Origin of the sequence: Lacipirellula limnantheis (assembly GCF_007746075.1) — a bacterium.
Lineage (GTDB): Bacteria > Planctomycetota > Planctomycetia > Pirellulales > Lacipirellulaceae > Lacipirellula > Lacipirellula limnantheis.
Genome location: NZ_CP036339.1, coordinates 4455591 through 4475275 on the forward strand (window position 1 = coordinate 4455591; position 19685 = coordinate 4475275).

At 62.4% G+C, this 19685-nt stretch carries 17 protein-coding genes; 8 read left to right on the plus strand and 9 right to left on the minus strand.

Annotated elements, in window-relative coordinates:
• Nucleotides 1-84 precede the first annotated feature (84 nt).
• The 6 genes from dxs to I41_RS17215 form a co-directional block, all read right to left on the minus strand.
• The gene (dxs, locus tag I41_RS17190; protein WP_145434139.1) at nt 85-1983 is read right to left on the minus strand and encodes a 1-deoxy-D-xylulose-5-phosphate synthase; all 1899 of its coding nucleotides are present in this window, start codon (nt 1981-1983) and stop codon (nt 85-87) included.
• A complete protein-coding gene (locus I41_RS17195; protein ID WP_145434140.1) occupies nt 1983-2885 on the minus strand; it encodes a polyprenyl synthetase family protein in 903 nt (300 codons plus the stop codon). The genes dxs and I41_RS17195 overlap by 1 nt, the downstream gene beginning before the upstream one ends.
• 57 nt (nt 2886-2942) lie before the next feature.
• Nucleotides 2943-3302 carry an exodeoxyribonuclease VII small subunit gene (gene xseB / locus I41_RS17200; RefSeq protein ID WP_168206968.1) on the minus strand — a complete coding sequence of 120 codons (360 nt, stop codon included), beginning with the start codon at nt 3300-3302 and terminating at the stop codon, nt 2943-2945.
• 173 nt (nt 3303-3475) lie between these two features.
• Nucleotides 3476-4693 (minus strand): exodeoxyribonuclease VII large subunit, encoded by a 1218-nt coding sequence (gene xseA, locus I41_RS17205; RefSeq protein WP_145434142.1) that lies wholly within the window; start codon nt 4691-4693, stop codon nt 3476-3478.
• Nucleotides 4694-4888: 195 nt separating this feature from the next.
• Entirely contained in the window at nt 4889-5941 is a 1053-nt protein-coding gene (locus tag I41_RS17210; RefSeq protein ID WP_168206969.1) for a DUF3500 domain-containing protein, read from the minus strand.
• A gap of 369 nt (nt 5942-6310) precedes the next feature.
• Entirely contained in the window at nt 6311-7060 is a 750-nt protein-coding gene (locus I41_RS17215) for a metallophosphoesterase family protein (protein WP_246133693.1), read from the minus strand.
• 227 nt (nt 7061-7287) lie between these two features.
• On the opposite strand from I41_RS17215, the gene thiC reads away from it, so the two are divergent.
• Together thiC and I41_RS17225 are read left to right on the plus strand one after the other, a co-directional pair.
• Complete coding sequence (gene thiC, locus I41_RS17220; protein WP_145434144.1) at nt 7288-8631, plus strand: phosphomethylpyrimidine synthase ThiC; 1344 nt, start codon at nt 7288-7290, stop codon at nt 8629-8631.
• 68 nt (nt 8632-8699) lie between these two features.
• Nucleotides 8700-9146: a heavy-metal-associated domain-containing protein gene (locus tag I41_RS17225; RefSeq protein WP_145434145.1), complete on the plus strand. Its 447-nt coding sequence runs from the start codon at nt 8700-8702 to the stop codon at nt 9144-9146.
• On the opposite strand, the gene I41_RS17230 is transcribed toward I41_RS17225, so the two are convergent.
• Both I41_RS17230 and I41_RS17235 read right to left on the minus strand, forming a co-directional pair.
• Entirely contained in the window at nt 9143-10639 is a 1497-nt protein-coding gene (locus I41_RS17230; RefSeq protein ID WP_145434146.1) for an MFS transporter, read from the minus strand. The genes I41_RS17225 and I41_RS17230 overlap by 4 nt on opposite strands.
• A gap of 50 nt (nt 10640-10689) precedes the next feature.
• Nucleotides 10690-11493, minus strand: a complete 804-nt coding sequence (locus I41_RS17235; protein WP_210420980.1) for a polyphosphate kinase 2 family protein — start codon at nt 11491-11493, stop codon at nt 10690-10692.
• 226 nt (nt 11494-11719) lie between these two features.
• Between I41_RS17235 and I41_RS17240 the strand changes: the two genes are divergently transcribed.
• Nucleotides 11720-12820, plus strand: coding sequence for a cache domain-containing protein (locus tag I41_RS17240; RefSeq protein ID WP_145434147.1), 1101 nt, complete (start codon nt 11720-11722; stop codon nt 12818-12820).
• An 18-nt stretch (nt 12821-12838) separates the two neighbouring features.
• On the opposite strand, the gene I41_RS17245 is transcribed toward I41_RS17240, so the two are convergent.
• Nucleotides 12839-13021 (minus strand): CPXCG motif-containing cysteine-rich protein, encoded by a 183-nt coding sequence (locus I41_RS17245; RefSeq protein ID WP_145434148.1) that lies wholly within the window; start codon nt 13019-13021, stop codon nt 12839-12841.
• A 297-nt stretch (nt 13022-13318) separates the two neighbouring features.
• Here I41_RS17245 and I41_RS17250 point away from each other — a divergent pair, with 297 nt between their 5' ends.
• The 5 genes from I41_RS17250 to I41_RS17270 all read left to right on the plus strand — a co-directional run bounded on the left by I41_RS17250 (nt 13319) and on the right by I41_RS17270 (nt 19637).
• A complete protein-coding gene (locus I41_RS17250; protein ID WP_145434149.1) occupies nt 13319-14113 on the plus strand; it encodes a PEP-CTERM sorting domain-containing protein in 795 nt (264 codons plus the stop codon).
• Nucleotides 14114-14328: 215 nt separating this feature from the next.
• Nucleotides 14329-15867, plus strand: a complete 1539-nt coding sequence (locus I41_RS17255; protein ID WP_145434150.1) for a matrixin family metalloprotease — start codon at nt 14329-14331, stop codon at nt 15865-15867.
• A gap of 132 nt (nt 15868-15999) precedes the next feature.
• Nucleotides 16000-16653 (plus strand): PEP-CTERM sorting domain-containing protein, encoded by a 654-nt coding sequence (locus I41_RS17260; RefSeq protein WP_145434151.1) that lies wholly within the window; start codon nt 16000-16002, stop codon nt 16651-16653.
• 153 nt (nt 16654-16806) lie between these two features.
• Nucleotides 16807-17640, plus strand: coding sequence for a PEP-CTERM sorting domain-containing protein (locus tag I41_RS17265; RefSeq protein ID WP_168206970.1), 834 nt, complete (start codon nt 16807-16809; stop codon nt 17638-17640).
• A complete protein-coding gene (locus I41_RS17270; RefSeq protein ID WP_145434153.1) occupies nt 17637-19637 on the plus strand; it encodes an alkaline phosphatase family protein in 2001 nt (666 codons plus the stop codon). Before I41_RS17265 ends, I41_RS17270 begins: the two co-directional genes overlap by 4 nt.
• Nucleotides 19638-19685 lie beyond the last annotated feature (48 nt).

Genomic DNA, 19685 nt, shown 5'->3' on the forward strand with positions numbered 1-19685 from the left:
TATCAACGCGGGTTTTGTGCAGATAGCCCGGCCATCCTGGCCGGCGCGCTTTCTGAACGTCTAAGCCCGCCCGACATCGCCGGGCTACTGAGACGCCGGCAGCCCGGCAGCGAGCCGCTGGCACGTCGCCACGATGCCCCGCACGTCCATGCCCAGATCAGCCAGCAGTTCGTCGCGCTCTCCATGCTCGATGTAAAGGTCTGGAATCCCCAGCCGCCGCACGCGGCTCGCATCAACGCCAAAGTCGGCCGCCGCTTCCAGAACTGCACTGCCGAAGCCCCCCATCAGCGACGCCTCTTCCATGGTAACGACCCACGGCAGATCGCGGATGGCGCCGACGATCGCTTCCGTATCAAGCGGCTTGAGGAACCGCGCGTTGATGACGCCCACGTCAAGACCTTCGTCGCGAAGCCGATCGCTCGCTTCGAGCGCCCGTTGGGCCAACGCGCCGCAGACCACAATAACGCCGTCGAGGCCGCTGCGGAGCGTTTCGCTGCGACCAAGTTCAATCGACTTCGATTCCCGGGCGATCGCGACGGCGCTCGCCTTCGGATAGCGAATGCCGCACGGTCCGTCGAACTTCAGGGCGAAGTCCAGCATCGCCGGCAGGTCGGCCGCGTCGCCGGGGGCCATGAGGACCATGTTCGGGAATACGCGCATGTAGCCGAAGTCGAACACCCCGTGATGCGTCGGCCCGTCGGGTCCGGCGAGGCCGCCGCGATCCATCATGAAGGTGACCGGCAAGTTCTGCAGGGCCACCTCCTGGAAAATATGATCATACGCGCGCTGCAAAAACGTGCTGTAGATGTCGACGATCGGCCGCATCCCCACCTTCGCTTGGCCGGCGGCGAACGCCACAGTGTGAGCCTCGCAGATGCCCGTGTCAAAAAATCGCTCGGGGAATTCCTCGCGTACCTTCTCCAGCTTGTTACCCTGGCACATCGCGGCGGTGAGGACCGTCACCTTCGGGTTCGCAAGCATCTGATCGAAGATCGCCTGCGAGGCAATGTTGGTGTAAGCGGGAGCCGAGACGCCCTTCTTCGCGATGACGTACTTATCCTGCTGGCGCTCGAACTGCGGCGGCGCGTGATAGGTGACCGGGTCGGCGGCCGCCGGCAGAAAGCCGTGGCCCTTTTCCGTCACGACGTGGAGCAACACCGGCCCGTCGATCCGCTGGACCATCTTAAAGTATTTACGCAGCAACCCGATGTTGTGTCCGTCGATAGGGCCGATGTAGCGAAAGCCCATATCCTCGAACATCATGCCGCCGCTGAGCCCTGCCTTGGCGGCCTCTTTCAACTGCACCAAGAACCGCTCCGCCGGATCGCCCAAGAGCGGGACGCGATTGAGCATCTTAACGATTTCGCCCTTGAGCCCCGTGTATGCCGGATTCATCCGCAACCGGTCAAGGTAGTCGGAGACGCTCCCCACGGGCGGGCAGATCGACATCCGGTTGTCGTTCAGGATCACCAGCAGTTTCTTGCTCTGCCGACGGCCGTTATTGAGAGCCTCGAACACGACGCCCGAAGGAAACGCGCCGTCGCCGATCACCGCGACCGTGTGGCGATTCTCTTGAGGTCGCAAAAAGTCGTCGCCGCTCGCCAGTCCCAACGCCGTCGAGACGCTCGCTCCGGCATGACCGGTCATGAAGAGGTCGTAATCGCTCTCGGCCGGGTTGGGGTATCCCATGAGGCCCCCCTTCGTCCGCATCGACTGGAATTCGGCGTGACGACCGGTCAGCAACTTGTGGGGGTAAATCTGGTGCCCCGTATCCCAAATCAGGCGGTCCCTCTTGAAGTCAAACGCCTGGTGCAGCGCAATCGCCAGTTCCACCACCCCCAGGTTCGACGCGAAGTGGGCGCTCCGGCAAGCAATCAGCCCGCAGAGCACGTCGCGGATTTCGCCGGCCAGCTGCTCGAGTTGCGGCAGCGACATCCCGCGCAGATCCGCGGGGTCGCGAATGGTTTCCAGCAGCGTCGACATCAACGGCTCCTACGTCCCACGAATTCCGCCAGTTCGCGGAGCGGTTGAGCCGCCGCTCCAAACGATTCAATCGCCTGGCACGCCTGGTCGATCAGCTCGCTCGCCGTGCGGCGACTCGTCTCCACTCCCAACAGCGACGGATAGGTGACCTTCCCTCGCCGCCGGTCCTTGCCCAGGCGCTTGCCGACGTTTGCCTCGGCGCCGCTCACGTCGAGCAGGTCGTCGACGATCTGGAACGCATGTCCCAGCTTTTCGCCGAAGAGCACCAAAGCTTGCCCCTGCTCCCCCGAACCGTCGGCGGCGAGCGCCCCCAGCGCCAGAGACGCCCGAAAGAGGGCCCCGGTTTTCCGCCGATGTATTGATTGTAGTCGTTCGAGCCCGATATGGCGAAATTCGGCCGCCAGGTCGTCTGCCTGCCCCCCCACCAGCGCCTCCGCCCCAGCGGCCTGGGCCAGCAAGGTGCAGCAGCGGGCCGCCCGCTCTCCTGGCTGGATGCCGGTCGCGAGCACCTCGAACGCCCGCGTAAGCAAGGCGTCGCCCACGAGGATCGCCGTCGCCTCGTCGAACTGCTTGTGGCAGGTCGGGCGTCCGCGGCGGAGATCGTCGTCGTCCATCGCCGGTAGGTCGTCGTGAACGAGCGAATAGGCGTGGATCATCTCCACGGCCACGGCGGCGGGGATGGCCGGCTCGACCGCCTGGGGTCCGCCGCAGGCCTCGGCCGCCAGTAGGACCAAGTGAGGCCGCAGCCGCTTCCCCGGGGCCAGCAAGCTGTACCGAATCGCTTCGGCAAGCTGCGACGGGCAGTTGGCATCGAACTGAGACGCCTGGCGAAGCGCCGCCTCGATCAGCGCGCTACGCGCGGCGTCGAGCGGGGGTGATTCAGAGGTGGGAGCGGCGGACATGGGCGTCTGGCGGCGTGGCACAGGAGGACCAAAGCGACCTCCCGACAAGTTGCCATGCTAGAACAAACTGGCCGCATCGTCCACGCGACTCGCACCTGCCGGGCCGGGCCCGGCGGTCCGCCGGCGGCTGCGAGAGGCCGACTTTTCGGTCAAATCCTCGTCGTCGGAATCATCGAGCGGAACGGTGTTGGCCCGCCCGTCGGCGTCGAGCGACTGCACCAGCTCAATCCGCCGCTCGGCATGCTTGAGCTGCTGGTAGCAACCGTTCAGCCGGCTAACCCCTTGCTCGTAGGCAGCCAGCGAGTCGCCGAGCCCGAGCTTGCCGCCTTCCAGCTTGGCGACGATCTGCTCGAGCTCGGCGAGCGACTGCTCGAAGCTTAGTTGGTCGGCTTCGACCTCCGGTTTCTTTTTTGCCACGGCGGGTTCGCTCTCTGTCTTATGGGTTACATCAACGACTTTTACCACAGAGGACACAGAGAGCACCGAGATAAGAAAATGATCATGGCCGCGGCTCTGGTTGACCTGCGGCTGTCGGCTGATTTTTCTCTTTGTCTTCCTCTGTGAACTCTGTGGCTCTGTGGTTAACAGATCTAACCTTCAATCTGCTCGACCACGCTGACGGACGAGCCTTGTTGAAACCGGGTGACAATGCGCTGTCCTGGCTTCAGCTTCTCCGCCGAGGTGATCAGCTTCGACTCCCCTTCACGGAAGGTGAGGCTGTAGCCGCGACCAAGGACGCCCAGCGGACTGAGCGATTCAAGCTTGCCGGCCATCGTCTCAAGCGTAGCGCGACGATCGCGCAGCACGCCCTGCGACGCCGACTTCAATCGTAGCGAAAGTTCGTCCAGGCGCCGACCGCGAAGGTGGATTGCTTCCAGCGGCCGGCATAGCGACGGACGGGTGGCGAGGGAGTCGAGCCGATGGCGGCAATGCGCTAGCCGCGTCGAGAGGGCTGTGCTCAGCCGATGCTGCAAGCTACGCACGGCATCGCTCAAGTCGGCCGCCGAGGGGACGACGCGCTCGGCCGCCTCGCTGGGAGTGAGGGCCCGCACGTCGGCCGCCAGATCGGCGAGCGTCACGTCAATCTCGTGACCGATCCCGGAGATCGTCGGTACCTTCGACGCCGCGATCGCGCGGACTACCGACTCTTCGTTGAAACACCAGAGATCTTCGAGGCTCCCGCCGCCGCGAGTGACGACCAGCACGTCGATCGGCGGCTGAACTTTGTTCGCCGCACGAATGCCGGCGACGATCTCCTCCGCCGCACCGTCGCCTTGAACCCGTGCAGGAAAGACGAGCACCTCGACGCCGCGCCACCGGCGGTGCATCACCTGCAAAAAGTCCCGGATCGCGGCGCCCGTCGGACTGGTCACCACGCCGATCCGGCGCGGAAACGCCGGCAGCCGTCGTTTGCGGGCTGCATCAAACAGCCCTTCGGCGGCGAGTTTCTCACGCCGCTGCCGCAGCGCAAGTTCCAGCGCGCCCATCCCCTTGGGCTGGAGTTCGTCGACGACAAGTTGGTAGCTGCCGCGCGGCGGGTAGAGATCGAGCCGCCCGCGACAAACGACGTCGATGCCGTCGTGCAGCGCGAGCTTGAGTCGGGCCGCCGTATTGCGCCACATCACCGCGCGCAGCTGCGCGCCGTCATCCTTCAGCGTGAAATAACAGTGCCCCGACTGCGGCTGCGAATAGTTTGAAATCTCGCCAGCGACCCAGACGCTCGGAAAGTTCTCCTCCATTACTCCTTTCAGCCGCGCTGAAAGTTGCGTGACGGTAAGAATCTCATCGGCTGGAGGTTTCGAGGGCATCAATTTCGTCCATGCTCGCAACTGGATTTTCAGCCCCTGGCTCCGCCAGGGGGTCGGTCACCATACCAAGAGGCGTCATCCCGCGAAGTGCTACCCGCGGCGGCGTCTTAGTCTTTTCCGGCTCCCTCCCTCTCAAGGGGAGGGGACCTCAGGATTCATGATTTGTCCGCGAAGCCAACGGCTGCAAAGGCTTCACTACTTCGCGGCCGTTGCCACGCCGAAGTCGTGGTGCAAACTCCGCCAAACAGAGTGAATATGATTCGCCGGATTGCCGGCTGGGTCCGATTGAATGTTCACCAACTCCAACAGAAACGTCGGCCCCTGCACGCGGTAGGCGTGCCCCACCCCCGGCTCCGCGGCGCCTAGCCAGGCGAAGTGAACGCGCTCGGCGCCTGCGGCTTCGATTTCCGCCAAACGGGCGGTCGCGAGTTCCGGAGCAAGATTGCTGCAGTACGTCGCGAGCAAGGCCGCAAGCTTCTCGCGCTGCGCAGCGCTAAGCTTCGACGCCTGAATCCCTTCGGGCGCCGCGCGCGGCGGTTCCGGCTGGCCGGGGCCGCGATAGTCGGCGGGAGCCGTGTCAGCGACGACGGCCACGGCGCGCTGCGAGGCGTCGAGACTCGCCAAGAGGTCAAACGCCAACTGCTCTTCCTGGGCCAGCGTGCGCGTGCCGACCTCCGGGCCTCCCTCGACGAAAATCTTCACCGTCGCGGGGTTGGCGCCCCAGAAACTGGGCGTGTCGCCGACGACCTTGCCGTCGCGGACGACCAAATTCTGCGAGAAGTGGTGCCCTTCAAAACTCCAACCCCAAGTTCCCTTGTCACCCGGCTCGCCGAAGATGGTGATGTAATAGCGCTCGGGGTCGCGCAGCGGCGCGCCCTGAAGGTTCTTCTCTCCTTCGCGGAGATTGTTCTCCAAGGCCATGATTTTGAGCGCCTTGGCGTAACCGTCGTCGCTCAGGGCCGAGCGGAGCAGGGCGAGGGCAAGCTTCTGCTGATCGGCGTCAAGCTCTCCGAATTCGACTCCCTTGCGGTCATCCTTGGGGATGTTATGCCAATCGCGCCGCTCCGGCGCGTCGAACGCGACGATCGTCTCGCTTCGCTGTTCGGGAGAGAGACCGGCGAGAAACGCGGTGGCCGCCGCCGTCATCGACTCGGCGGGAGACTTTGCCTGGGCCGCGGCGGTTTGCCATGCGACAAGTTGCAAGGCGATGAGGAGTAGCAGCGACAGCTTGACGAAAGGGCGAACCATGACGCTCATCCGCGAGAGGTGGAAGGAGAAGGGGCGACGCGACCGGCACTAGTTTAGCGATTGGCGCGCGGCGATGCGAATCAGGAGATCAGTGGCACGCCGATTTTCGCGGATTGGGCGGGTGAACGCGGATTTGTTTTGTCATGGGCCGCGGCGTCTCTTGCGGCGGGAGCGTTCGCTCACGCGGATCGTGCTTGGTCCCAGAGGGACAGTTCGATAGTAGCCCAGCACTTGCAGTGCTGGGCTGTTGTCGGCCGTCCCACGGGGACGGTTGGAGGATCGAAGCAGCATTCGGAAACGCAGTTGGGCTTCTGTTGGCCATTTCTTGCGAGGGCTCACCACGGCACACCGTGTGTGCCGCCTGCATCACTAAAACTGCACGGCCGCCGGCGTTTTGATCGGCGGCAGTTCCGCCGCTTGGAACTCGCCCGTCTGCTTCGCTTGCCAGACGCGTCCCGTGGTGACGTCGAACGCCGTCAGCCAGCCGCCGCCGTGGCAGTAGGTGTCGATGCAGACTAGGTGGCCAAGATTGAGGATCTCGGCCTGCTTGTTCGCGGTGTGACCCACCACTGCCGTGCGACCCGAAAGGTGGGCCTCAGGCGTGTGCCACTTTAGCGATTGCCAACGGAGGTCGCGCCACGGCTGGCGACTGAGCGGCCGGCTCGCCAGGTAGTTCCCGTGTGCGAAGAAGTGACTCGGCCGCTCTACAACGTCGCCCCAACTGCGGATGAAATCGACGTGTTCCGGTTCGATCTCGCCGATACCGAAGCCCTTGCCGTATGAATCGAGCGTCTCGGCTCCGCCGTGAACGAGCCACTCCTGAATGGACATCAGACCGTCGATCGAATCGAGCATCATCTGCTCGTGATTTCCCTGAATGCATTCCAGACGGCAGCGCTTGCGAAGTGCGAGCAGCTGGTCGATGCAACCGCGACTGTCGGGGCCGCGGTCGATCACGTCGCCGAGCAGCACCAACGTGTCGTGCGGCGTGAGTTGCAGGCCGTCGACGAGCGTCGCCAGGGCTACATGGCAGCCATGGACGTCGCCGATGGCGATAGTGCGGGGAGCGGGCTTCACGATGTTGCGTTGAGCGCGGGCGGGCATCTGGATAGCGGACATTGTTGCGACGTTGATGGTCGCGGGCAATGTCAAGAACTGATTGAAGAAGGGCGATCGGTCTCGCCGGCAACGGCCGCGGGCGGCAGATTGACATTCGCCCTTGGACCGATACGATGAACGGTTGCGTCGGCCCCAAGTGCAACGGCCGCTTGAGTTTCCAGCATTTCCATCGTCACGGCGACCACGTCTTAAGCCCTGGCGACCGACTTTCGAGGATTCAACGTTCGATGGCTGAACCGATCACGCAATTGGAGCATGCCCGCGCGGGTCACGTCACCCGTGAAATGGAATACGTGGCCGAGCGCGAATCGCTCGCTGCGGAAACGATTCGGGCCGAAGTCGCGGCTGGTCGGATGGTCATCCCCGCGAACGTGGTTCACGCGGCCGGTCGGCTCGAACCGATGGCCATCGGCATCGCCGCCCGCTGCAAAGTGAACGCCAACATCGGCAACTCCGCCGTCACCAGCGACATCGACGGCGAGCTCGAGAAACTCCACACCGCGGTCCACTACGGCGCCGACACGGTGATGGACCTCTCGACCGGCAAAAACATCGACGGCATTCGCAAGGCGATCATCGAAGCCTCGCCGGTGCCGATCGGCACGGTGCCGATCTACCAGATGCTCGAACAACTCGGCGGCGAAATCGAGGAAATGCGGGCGCAGCATTTCATCGACATGGTCGAGCATCAGGCGAAGCAGGGCGTCGACTACATGACGGTCCACTGCGGGGTGAAGATGGAACACCTCCACCTGACAATGGGCCGCACTACCGGCATCGTCAGCCGCGGCGGTTCGCTGATTGCCAAATGGATGATGGCCCACAAGAAGCAGAACCCGCTTTACGAGCATTTTGAAGACATTTGCGACGTGATGCGCCAGTACGACGTCACCTGGAGCCTCGGCGACGGCCTGCGACCCGGGTCGTTGGCTGACGCGAGCGACAAGGCCCAGTTTGCGGAACTCGATGTGCTGGGCGAACTCACGCGTCGCGGCTGGGCACGCGGCACGCAGGTGATGGTCGAAGGGCCGGGCCACATCCCGATGGACGAAGTGGCGATGAACGTCGAGCGGCAGATCGAAGTCTGCGACGGGGCGCCATTCTATGTGCTCGGGCCGCTGGTTACCGATTTTGCGCCGGGTTACGACCACATCACCAGCTGCATCGGGGCGGCCCTGGCCGGTTGGGCGGGGGCGGCGATGCTCTGCTACGTGACGCCGAAGGAACACCTCGGTCTGCCGGAGCAGGAAGACGTCAAGCAAGGGATGATCGCCTACAAGATTGCGGCACACGCGGCGGATATCGCCCGGAAGCGCAAGGGCGCCCGCGATCGGGACGACGCGCTCTCGAAGGCGCGGTTCGAGTTCGACTGGAACAAACAGTTCGAGCTGGCGCTCGATCCCGACACCGCACGCCGCTACCACGACGAGACGCTGCCGCAGGATACGTTCAAGAGCGCTCACTTCTGCAGCATGTGCGGGCCGAAGTATTGCTCGATGAAGATCACGCAGGATATTCGCGAGATGGCGAAGAACGGCGAGCTGGTCGAACTGGCTCCGGCGGCGAAGTAGCGTTTTTCTTTCGCAACCGCCGATGAACGCAGCTGAACGCGGATAAGAGCTATTAAAGGAGATTTGCGATGAAACGGTTAGCGTGGTTAGGTGCAGTGTTGTTGGCTGGTTGCGGTACTTCGTCAGTCGACGTCGCGATGACCGAGGAGACGAAGGCGACGTTGGCCAAATTCAACGCCGAGGGGGCCCCGACGGTCGACTTCAGCGTCCCGGGAATGCACTGCGAGTCGTGCGTCGCCCATGTCGAAAGCATCTTGGCCGCGCAGCCGGGGGTGAAAGACGTCGAGGTCAACCTCGAGGCCCTCACCGCGAAAGTGGCCGTGGATGATACGGAATTTGACGGCGAAAAGGCCGTTGCCGCACTCGTCGACATGCAGTTCGACGAGGCGAAGCTGATCACCGCCGACGGCGCGGCCGCGGGCGCCGAGAAGGCGAAGTCAAATGACGCCGGCTCTGAATCGGCGCCGACGGATGAACAGCCCGTTAGCGTGAACGAAGAAGCGGCAAAGAGTTAGCTTGCTGCGGTTCCGCTCGTCTCATCCTTCGGATGATAAAAGAGCACAATCGGCAGCATCAGAGCCGCGATGAAAAGGAATGCGGTGCAGCGGGGCCAATCGTTCGCTTCGATCAAGGCGGCGATCCAGCCGTAGACGACGCCGTTGAGAACGATGCCGACCCAGTTGGCTTGATTCATGACGGCGATCATGCGTCCCTTCTTTCCCTCGGGGGGCGCCTGCTGCATGAAGACTTGAAGCGGTACCGCGAAGCAGCCGGTTGAGATTCCGAGAAAGAGGAGCGTCGCGAGTCCGCCGTAGTAGCCGATCCATTGGCGGCTCTCGCCGATGCCGGGCAGATGGGTTAGTCTGCCGTCAGGGCCAATGAGATCGGCCGGATCGCCGCTGCTGGGGATCGCAAGCAGGAGCATCGAAATGAGCATTCCCAGAGCGCCAGCCTTGAGAACGCGGAAATCGACCTTTCCCTTGGAGGCAAGGCCGCCGATGGCGGCGCCGGCGGCGATGCCGACGCTCACGATGCCGAACAGGTAGCTCGTGGCGACTTCGCCGACTTGCTGATCGATGAGCCCCGCCGCCGTGACGGCCGATTTCACCATGCCGGCAAGCATCCAGAAGAGGCTCGAAACGATGAGAGCCATCAAGAGCGGCCGATCGGCACGGAGCAAAGCTCGCATGTCGGGGGGAACGGTGAACGACGACCACTCGAACTTCATCCCGGGATTGGCAGCCGGCAGGCGACGCACCCAAAGGGATGAAATGGTGCCGACCAAGGCGATCGAGATGCACGCAACCGACGCGAGCCACAGCTGCGTCTCGAAATACTCCTTCAGCACGCCCGCCACGACGCCGCCAAGGATGATAGACAGAAAGGTCGTCATCAGAATGAACCCGTTCGCTCGCGGAAGGTCCGACGGGCGGAGCATCTCCGGCAGAATGCCATATTTTGCCGGACCAAAGAATCCACTGTGGGTTCCCATCAGAAACAGCACAATGTAGAGAAACGCCAAGTTCCCCGGCACGTAGAAATAGAAGGCGACGGCGCCGGCGGCCATGATGAAGACCTCGGCCACCTTGCACCAAATGATGATCGACCGCTTCCCGTATCGATCGGCGAGGAAACCGGCATATCCGGTGACCAACAAGAAAGGGATGCCGAAGATCATGTCGGCGGTGCCTTGCCGATCCTCGACTTTACTCTTGGCCGCCGGCGCGTCGACAAGCGGCGCTTCGCCACTGGCTACGTTTGCCTGTGGCGCGGCCCCTCGCGGAACTTGCTCGACGATCGCAGCGGCGCCGATCGTGATGACCGACAGGAACATCACGATCTGCTTGAAGAGATTGTCGTTAAAAGCACCCAAGAATTGAGTGACGGTCATGCCCCAGAAGCTGGGATCATGATAAAGCGTTGGAAGCTTGTCGAAGTCGATATGCCGACCCGTCGGCAAGGGGAGATGCTGATCGATCGCTTCCGCGGCAAGTTCTGGTGAGCTCATGCCGGGGATTATGGGGCGTGGCGAGCGCAGCGGCAAGGCAGATCGTCCCGCTAGGCGACGACGATCTTGTCCAAACCTTCCTCCTCCGGCGGGAACTTAGGATCCATTTTCTCCAGCGTCTCGCGGAGCAAATTGCTCACCACCAAGTTTCGATACCACTTCCGATCCGCGGGAACGACGTGCCAGGGAGCGTACTCGGTATTACAGCGAGTGAGGGCGTCTTCATACGCCTGCTGATAGTCGTCCCACAGCTTCCGTTCCTCGACGTCCGCCTTGCTGAACTTCCAGCGCTTCGTCGGATCGGCGAGACGGGCTTCGAGTCGTTGGCGTTGCTCGTCTTTGCTGATATGAAGGAAGCACTTCAGCACCGTCGTGCCATTGGCGGTTAAATGTCGTTCGAATCCATTGATCGCTTCGTAGCGGGCGCGCCACACCGACCTTGGGACAAGCTTGTGAACGCGTACCACAAGGACGTCTTCGTAGTGGGACCGGTTGAAGATGCCGATGCGGCCGCGGCTGGGGGTCGCCTTGTGGATCCGCCATAGGAAATCGTGATCCAGTTCTTCAACGCTTGGTTGTTTGAATGCCGCGATGCTGAAATCGAGCGGGTTGATGCCCGTCGTGGCTGCGCGAATCGTGCCATCTTTTCCGGATGTGTCCATCCCTTGGAGCACCAACAGGACGGATCGCCTATTCTCGGCGTAAAGCCGGTACGCGAGTTCGCCGGAAATGGCGGTGTTCTCCGCGATTCGTTCCTGAGCGGTTAGCTTGTTCCAGCTGCCAGCGACGTAGCGCGGATCGAAATCCGCCAAGTTGACTGGAGCTTGGCGCCCGGGAATAAGAGGTTGAGCCATAGCAAGCCGTTTCAAAGCCAAGGCGGAGGTCCACTGGTCCAATAGATTGTAGTTGACGCAGCGCCACATGCGCGGATGGCGACCGGCGTAACCCGTATCTTTGCGCCGACCGTCAGCGAAAAACGTGGATCGGCTGAGCAAACGAGTGGAAAGCCACAATGCGAAAGCTAGTTTTCCCCGTGAGTTCGATTTTCATCAGTCCGGAGCCGCCGGTGCGGAACTGAACATGCCTGCCGCCGTTACACACGAACCAATCGTCAGCCTCGATGGCGTCGCCGCTACGAATGAGGGCGACGAGCCGCGCGAAGGCAGTTTCACCGATTTATTAGGGGACCTATCTCAGTCGCTCAACGCGGCGATACAGGACATTCGCGATATCAATTCCAATACAAAACTGTTGTCCCTGAACGCCCGTATCGAGGCAGCGCGCGCCGGCGTCGCAGGCGCCGCGTTCGGCGTTGTCGCGCAAGAAATGCAGGATCTTTCCGGCAAGACGGCCCAGGCTGCGGAGTCGCTGGCGAATCAAACCAAGCGGGTAATCGACGAGTTAACGCATGTCCTGGGCACGAAGGTGCGCGGCACGCGGCTGTGCGACATCGCGCTGACCAACATCGACCTGATTGATCGCTGTCTTTACGAACGGACCTGCGACGTTCGGTGGTGGGCGACCGATCAAAGCGTCGTTGACGCCCTTGCCGACCCGAGTCCGGAATCGCGGCGACACGCCAGCCAGCGCCTCGGCGTCATTTTGAATGCTTATACGGTCTACTACGACCTCGTACTTTGCGACCTCTCGGGTCGCGTTGTCGCCAACGGCCGCCCGCACGAGTACGCATCGGTCGGCATGGAGCAAGCCGGTGAAGCTTGGTTTCGCGAGGCGGCGGCGAGCCGTTCGGGCGACGAGTTTGGGTTCCAGACCGCCCACCGCTCACGACTCGTAGACGGCAAGACGTCGTTGGTCTATTCCTGTGGCGTGAGACAGGAGGGGAACGCCAACGGCAAACTGCTAGGCGTGCTCGGAATCGTCTTCAATTGGGAAGCGCTCGCGCAGACGATCATGGTCGACGCGCCGATCGCTGAGGAAGAGCGGGCCGCGACGCGCTGCGTCATCACCGACGGTGACGGGGCGCTGCTAGCCGATTCTTGGGGAAAGCAGCTTCAAGAATCGCTCGGGCTGTCCGACATCGCCCAAATTCTGGCGGAAAGAAAGAATTTCGTCACCGCGGATCATCTAGGTCAGAAGTGCTGCATCGGGCACGCGCAAGCGCCGGGGTTCGAAACGTACACGACCGGCTGGCACTCATTGGTGATCCAGCCCGTTGGTTGAGTGCCGCTGCACCGCGCTTCACTCGGCTTCGCCCCAGGCATTAGCGGAGCCATCGTCATCGAGCTCGATGTGAATCACCTGCGGGTGGCAGCAGACGGGGCAGTCTTCGACGTAGCTCTGCGAATGGCCCGCCGCCAAGTCGATCGGAATGACAATCTCCTCGCCGCAGTTAGCGCAGATGTATGTTGCGTCGTCATGCATACGGATGCCGAAATACGAGGCGGATGCAGAAGAGCGTGTATTACGTAACCTTAAGTTTCGCGCCAGACGCTCCGAAGTCGAGTGGCGGGAGCCGCCCTTTCTTTGCACTTTGCGCAGACTTGGAGGGGTTTTCTGCCCATTTTTGCCTGGCGTGCTCTCCGTCTGTTTGCAGTCGTTGAAATGGCTGCCTACAATCGGCTTTCAGGGTCTCGATTCCGCCGGCACGCCGGCTGAAGCGACTCCCCTGGCTCATCTCTATTGATTCGCACCCGGCCGCACAACGAGGAAAAGCGTCTAATGTTCAAGAGAACCGGACAATTCACTAAGTGGGGCGCGACCGCGGTCGCCGTGACTTGCGCTCTTTGCTGGACGACGTTGGCTCAGGCGGCGTCGATCAACTACGGCAACTTTGGTCCGGTCGCTCCGGGCATCACCTTCTTGAACGTCATCGAATCCTCCGGCACGGACGGGGTTCCGCTCTACGACGTACCAGCTCCGTTTGCCACTGGGCTCGACTTCAATCCGACCAGCTTCACCTCGTCTTCGACGGGCGGGGCGGCGGACATCACCGACGGTCAATTGAACTTTGCGGTTCACGGCCAGGACGTGAACGGCAACGACGTCGCCATCAGCTCGATCAATCTGTCGGAAGGCGGCCTGTACAATTTGTTCGGCGTTGGCAATGCCGCGACCCAGATTGCGGTCGGCGCCATCCTGAACGTCAAGGTCACCGAAGTCGATGGCGTCGCGGTGGCGCCAATTACCATGATTGGCAACGCATCGCTGGCGAAGAATCTGGTGGCGAATCCTGGACTCGCACAACCATGGAACTTGAGCGTTCTCATCGATGTTGACGCTCAGCTGACGACGCTCGGCGTGCCGTTCATGGTCGGTGCGACGCGCGCGGAAGTGGTGATCAACAACTCGCTGGTGTCGATCAGCCAACCAACGAGCACGGCGTCGGTGACGAAGAACGATTTCGTCATCACCATCGTACCAACGCCGGACAACATCCCGGAGCCGAGCACCCTGGTCCTCGCTGGGGTGGCGCTCTGCGGACTCGGTTGCGCTCGGAGCCGCAAGCAGGCCTAATCGGCGATCCTCTTAACGCCGGAACGATCAACAGGCCCCGCTCGCTTTCGTGAGCGGGGCCTTTTTTCTTTTCCATCGTTCCTGCCGATCGGGCGATCGCAAACTTGCACCAATTTCTGCCGCCGATTGCCTCGCGCCTTGGCTCGGCAAAATGTGAGCTCCTGAAGCCCCTCAATCGCTTCGCTTCGCGCGACATCGGCTGATATAGTAAAGGCGTGTCGCCACGATTTGTCAGTTCGCTCACCACCCGCTACAGCTGTCTGGCGGTCGCCTGCCGGTGCTTCGTTGGCTACTGCGCATTGATTGCCTGGAGCGACGTCGCGGATGCGTTCTACGCAAACGGTCGATGGACGACCACGGCGACCGATGCGGCAACGACGCCCGCGGGCTTCCCCGTCACGCTTACTTGGAGCATCGTCGCCGACGGCGCCTCGCTCTCACCCGGCGGAAGCAGCAACCTGATCTCGTTCTTCGATGGATTGTACGGCAGCGGGGGCGGCGGACCCGACCTATCGCTTCGACCATGGTTTGGACTGGTCGAGCAGTCGTTTGATCGCTGGACTGAGCTGAGCGGCTTAACGTTTCTTTATGAGCCGGTGGACGACGGCGCCGTCCACGGCAACTTTGCCGGCGCCCTGGGCGTGCGCGGAGACGTGCGGCTGGCCGGCAAGTTCCTCGACGGCATTGGCGGAACGAACGCCCAAGCCGGATTTATCCCAAACGCAGACCTAACCATCGATACCGGCGACTCAACGTACTTTGGCAACTCATCGAACAACTATCGAGCGCTGCGCAATACATTGACCCATGAGATAGGTCACTCCCTGGGTCTAGGGCACGTCGATTCAAATAGCGCCGCGTTCTTGATGGAGGGCTTCTCGAACAACGCGTTCGACGGGCCTCAGCTCGACGACGTTCGCGGCGTGCAGTCGCTGTACGGCGACAAGTTCGAGCGTCTCGCGGGTGCGGGCGGCAATGGTTCGATCGACCAGGCAACCCCGCTCGGGGGCATCAATACTGGAAGTTCGCTGACGATCGGGACCCACAGTGCAACGGGAACGCTTGTGCTGCCGTCTGAAGCTGATTTCGTCAGCATCGCCAATCAAAGCGACGTCGATTATTTCTCGTTTACGACCGTCGACCCTTCGCTCGTCGATCTGACGCTGACGCCCCGTGGAGTGAGTTACAACGAGCGCATCGGGGGTTCGTCGTCGGCTTACTCGACGACCAACGCGGCGCAACTGAATGACCTCAGCTTGGAGCTTTACGCGCTCGTTAACGATGTGCCGACCTTATTGCAGAGCGCCGGTAGCCAGCCGCTCGGCGCTGCCGAGTCACTCGTCGACGTACCGCTTGCGAACCCGGGAGAGTACTTCGTACGGATCTCCGGAAGCGGCGCTCTGACGCAATTATATGAGCTGGCCATTGGCGTCGAGCCGCTGGCCGTCACGCCGCCGATCGCGGGGGATTTTGATCTCGATGGGGACGTCGATGGCGCCGATCTGTTGATCTGGCAGCGGGGGGCGGGAGCTGAATACAGCACCGCGGATTTGGCAGCTTGGCAGGCTAATTTTGGCGGTAGCGGCTCGGCGCCCGGAAATGCGGCCTTCGTAGCGACGACGGTTCCGGAGCCGACGACGTGGCTAGTGGCCGCCGCTGCCGTCCCTTGGCTGGGTTTGCGGCGATTTCGGTCCGCGTCGCGAAAACGCCCACTCAGAAGGCGCCGTATCGTGAAAAACGGGCCAATTTGTTGAAGTCCTGTCCTTCTGTTTCTATACTCGAAAGGTCCCGTAACCGCGGGAAGCCCTCACATTCGCTTTAGGCGGCGATTGGTAGGCGAATGGGCGTGTTGGAATCGCACCTTTGAATCGTGTGGAGTAACGCTCATGCAGGTTGAACAATCCGTTTCCCCTTCCTCGCAGCCGTCGCGAACGCTGCGCACGGCCTACACCCTTGCCGCCGGGGCCGCGGCCTCGATGGGGACCAACGTCGCTGATGCCGCCATCGTGTACTCGGGGCCGCAAAACATCAGCATCGCCTCGGGAAATAGCCAAGATCTGAACCTCGACGGCGACGCCTTCAACGACATCCTGTTGAAGAATTACAACTTTGGCGGCGGCCCCTACCAAGGCGCCAGCGTCAACTTCTTTCCGGGCAAGCTCGTCGGATTCACGTCTGGCCTCGCCTATGTCTCGGCGCTCTCGGCTGGGGCGACCATCGATTCCACGACCGCCGGACCGTCATTCACCGGCTCGATGGCCTACGGCGCCGCGAACCCCAATGCTCAGTTCAACAACGTCACCGATGCGTATATCGGGCTAAGTTTTCCAGCCGGCGGCAACACCTATTACGGTTGGGTCCGCGTCGACGTTAACAATGCTGCGAAGACGTTCCTGGTGAAGGACTGGGCTTACGAGAGCGAAGCTGGCCTCGGCATCAAGGCCGGCGCGGGCCTGGTCCCGGAGCCTGCGACGCTGGGGCTGCTGGCTTGCGGCGCCGCGGGCATCGCCGCGATCCGCCGGAAGCGGACTGCCGCGTAGCGAACCGAAGCGAAGGTTCGGTGAACCCGCGGGGCTCCTTAGCGAGCGTCTGCTTCGCCTTAGAGCGCATCGAATCGATGCGACGCTTGGATGTTTCTCGCCGCTTGCCGACGTGATTGTCGGCAAGCGGCGTCTTTCACATGGAGTAATTTCATGGGCCTTGGATGCGCAATGTCAGAGGCGTCGTCGCTGCGCCGACGCGCCGCCTACGGGTTAGCCGCCGGAGTGGCTGCCGCCGGAGCGACAACGGACGCGAACGGCGCTGTGTTCTATTCGGGATTGCAGGAAATCGCGATCGGACAAGGCTTCAAACAAAATTTGCAGATCAACGACGACGAATACAACGATTTGGTGCTACGTAACTACGTCTTCTCGAACGGAAACTACCAAGGAGGCACGGTTCCGTTCGCTCCGGGGGCCGTGGCCGGTTTCTCTATGAATGGCCTGAACTACGCCTCTGCGCTCAATGCGGGCGACGTTATCGATCAATCGACGTTAGGAGGCTTTGCGTTCTCGCTCGCCCTGGGGACCGCTAATCCTAATGCCCAATTTAAGAACGCCGACAACAAGTACATTGGGTTTGCGTTTCCTATCGGGCCGACTGACCTCTATTACGCCTGGGTTCGCGTCTCGATCAACAACGCGGCCGGTACGTTTATTGTTCACGACTGGGCCTGGGAGAACGAGACCGGCGTGCCGATCGTCGCGGGAGCCGGCGGGCTCGGCGACTTCGACGTCAACGCGGTAGTAGACGGCAATGACTTTCTCGTTTGGCAGCGGAACTACGCCGACCCCAACGGCGTCCCGCCCGGAACTGGCTATGACGGCGCCGATCTCGCCGACTGGAAAACCGCGTTCGGCAACGGGGCGCCCGCCGTCGCCGCGGTGGCAGCTGTCCCGGAGCCCGGCGCACTCGGCCTGCTCGCGGCGGGCGCGAGCGGCGTGGAACTCCTTCGGCGGCGTCGCACGAGCCGGCGCACATCGTGAAACCGACCGAACCGCTGCGTACTCCGGACTCGCCTAAGCGGGTGCTCCTCGTCGGCTGGGACGCCGCCGATTGGCAGATGATTCGTCCGTTGGTTGAGCAAGGCTTGATGCCGACCACGGCGGCGCTGATCGACGCCGGGGCTTGGGGGAACCTCGCCACGACGCGGCCAATTTTGTCGCCGATGCTCTGGAATGCCATTGCCACCGGCAAGCGGCCCGCGCAGCACGGCGTCCTCGGGTTTACGGAGCCAAGTCCGGATGGCGGCGGCGTGCGTCCGTCGGCCAGCACCAGTCGCAAGTGCAAAGCGATCTGGAACATCCTGACGCAGTGCGGGTTGCGTTCGAACGTGGTTGGCTGGTACGCCTCGCATCCCGCGGAGCCAATCGCGGGCGTCATGGTGTCGAACCAGTTCGAGCAATTCAACGTGGCTGACGGGCAGCCGTCGCCCGTGCCGCCGTTAAGCGTTCATCCAGCGAAGCTGGCCGAACAACTCGCCGAGCTGCGAGTCTTGTCGAGCGAAATCGACGCGACCGCCATCTTGCCATTCATTCCGAGCGCGGCCGAATTGGTCAGCCAGGAAGGCCATCGCCTTGGCAAGTTGCAACAGATGCTCGCCCAGACCGCGACGATCCACGCCACGGCGACGCATCTGATGGCGACGACCGAATGGGATTTCACAGCCGTCTACTACGAAGGTATCGATCGGTTCGGCCACGAGTTCATGCACTGCCATCCGCCGAAGATGGAGCAGGCGAGCCAAGAGGAGTTTGCAGCGTATCAACACTGCATGGTCGGCATCTACCGGTTTCACGACATGATGCTGCAGACGTTGCTGGCGCTCGCCGGAGACGATACGGCCGTGATCCTGATGTCGGATCACGGATATTACAACGATCACCTTCGGCCCGATCCACGGGAGGGAAAGTCCGGGCCCGTCGATTGGCATCGCCCGTTCGGCATCCTCGCGGCGCAGGGCCCGGGGATTCGCAGCGGCTCGCGGCTCTATGGAGCGAGCATTCTCGACGTAACGCCGACCGTGCTTCATCTCCTCGGCTTGCCGGCGGCGCTTGACATGCCCGGCCGCGTCTTGGCTGAAGTCATGGCGAACCATGCGCCGCGGGAGCGAATTGAGTCCTGGGAAGAGATCGACGGCGACTGCGGCATGCATCCGGCAGACTTGCGCATTGATCCGTTGGAGAATCAGGCGGTGCTCGATCGGCTGGCGGCGCTCGGCTACGTCGCAGCGCCTAGCGCGGACGTTGATAAGGCCATTCGCGACACGATCGCGTGCAATCAATTCAACCTGGCCCAGTCACTCGCAGACGCACGCGATTTTCGCGGGGCGGTCGACGTCCTCAACCGCTTGGAGGCCAGCGTCCGCGAGAGCGGACCGACGCAGCTGTTATTGACAAGCTGTTATCTGGGGCTGGAGGAGCGCGGGTTGGCCCGCGCCGCCGTCGAACGCCTCATCACATGTGCGCCAGATGAGCCGCGGCTCCACATGATGCTGGGCGCCTTGGAATTCGCCGATGGCAACGCGGACGAAGCGTTGCGGCATCTCGACGTCGTTGCGGCCGCCGAACCACGGCTACCTGGCCTCCACAACAAGTTGGGCGAGGTCTACCTCTCGACGAAGCGGTATGATCGCGCCGTCGCCGCCTTTGAGAAGGCGCTCACGATTGATCCCGATAGCCCCGTCGCCTACGCCGGACTGGGGAGAGCCCGATTGGAGTCGGGCGATCCGCAGGGCGCCCTCGACGCGTCGCTGATCGCGGCCGAACTGGTCCACCATTTTCCCCGGGTCCATTTCACGATTGGCAAAGCGCTGGCGGCGCTCGGCGACGACGCCGGCGCCGTTGAAGCATTGGAACTGTGCGTAAAACAAGCGCCGCGGTATGCCGACGCCCATGCGGCGCTGGCGGAAGCGTACCGCAACGTGGGTAAGCTGGACAAAGCGATGACGGCTGAACTGCGCGCGAAGGGTACGCTCGCTTGATTTTCACTACAGCGGCCACTAGCTTGTACCAGTAGCGGTTCGCCGCCC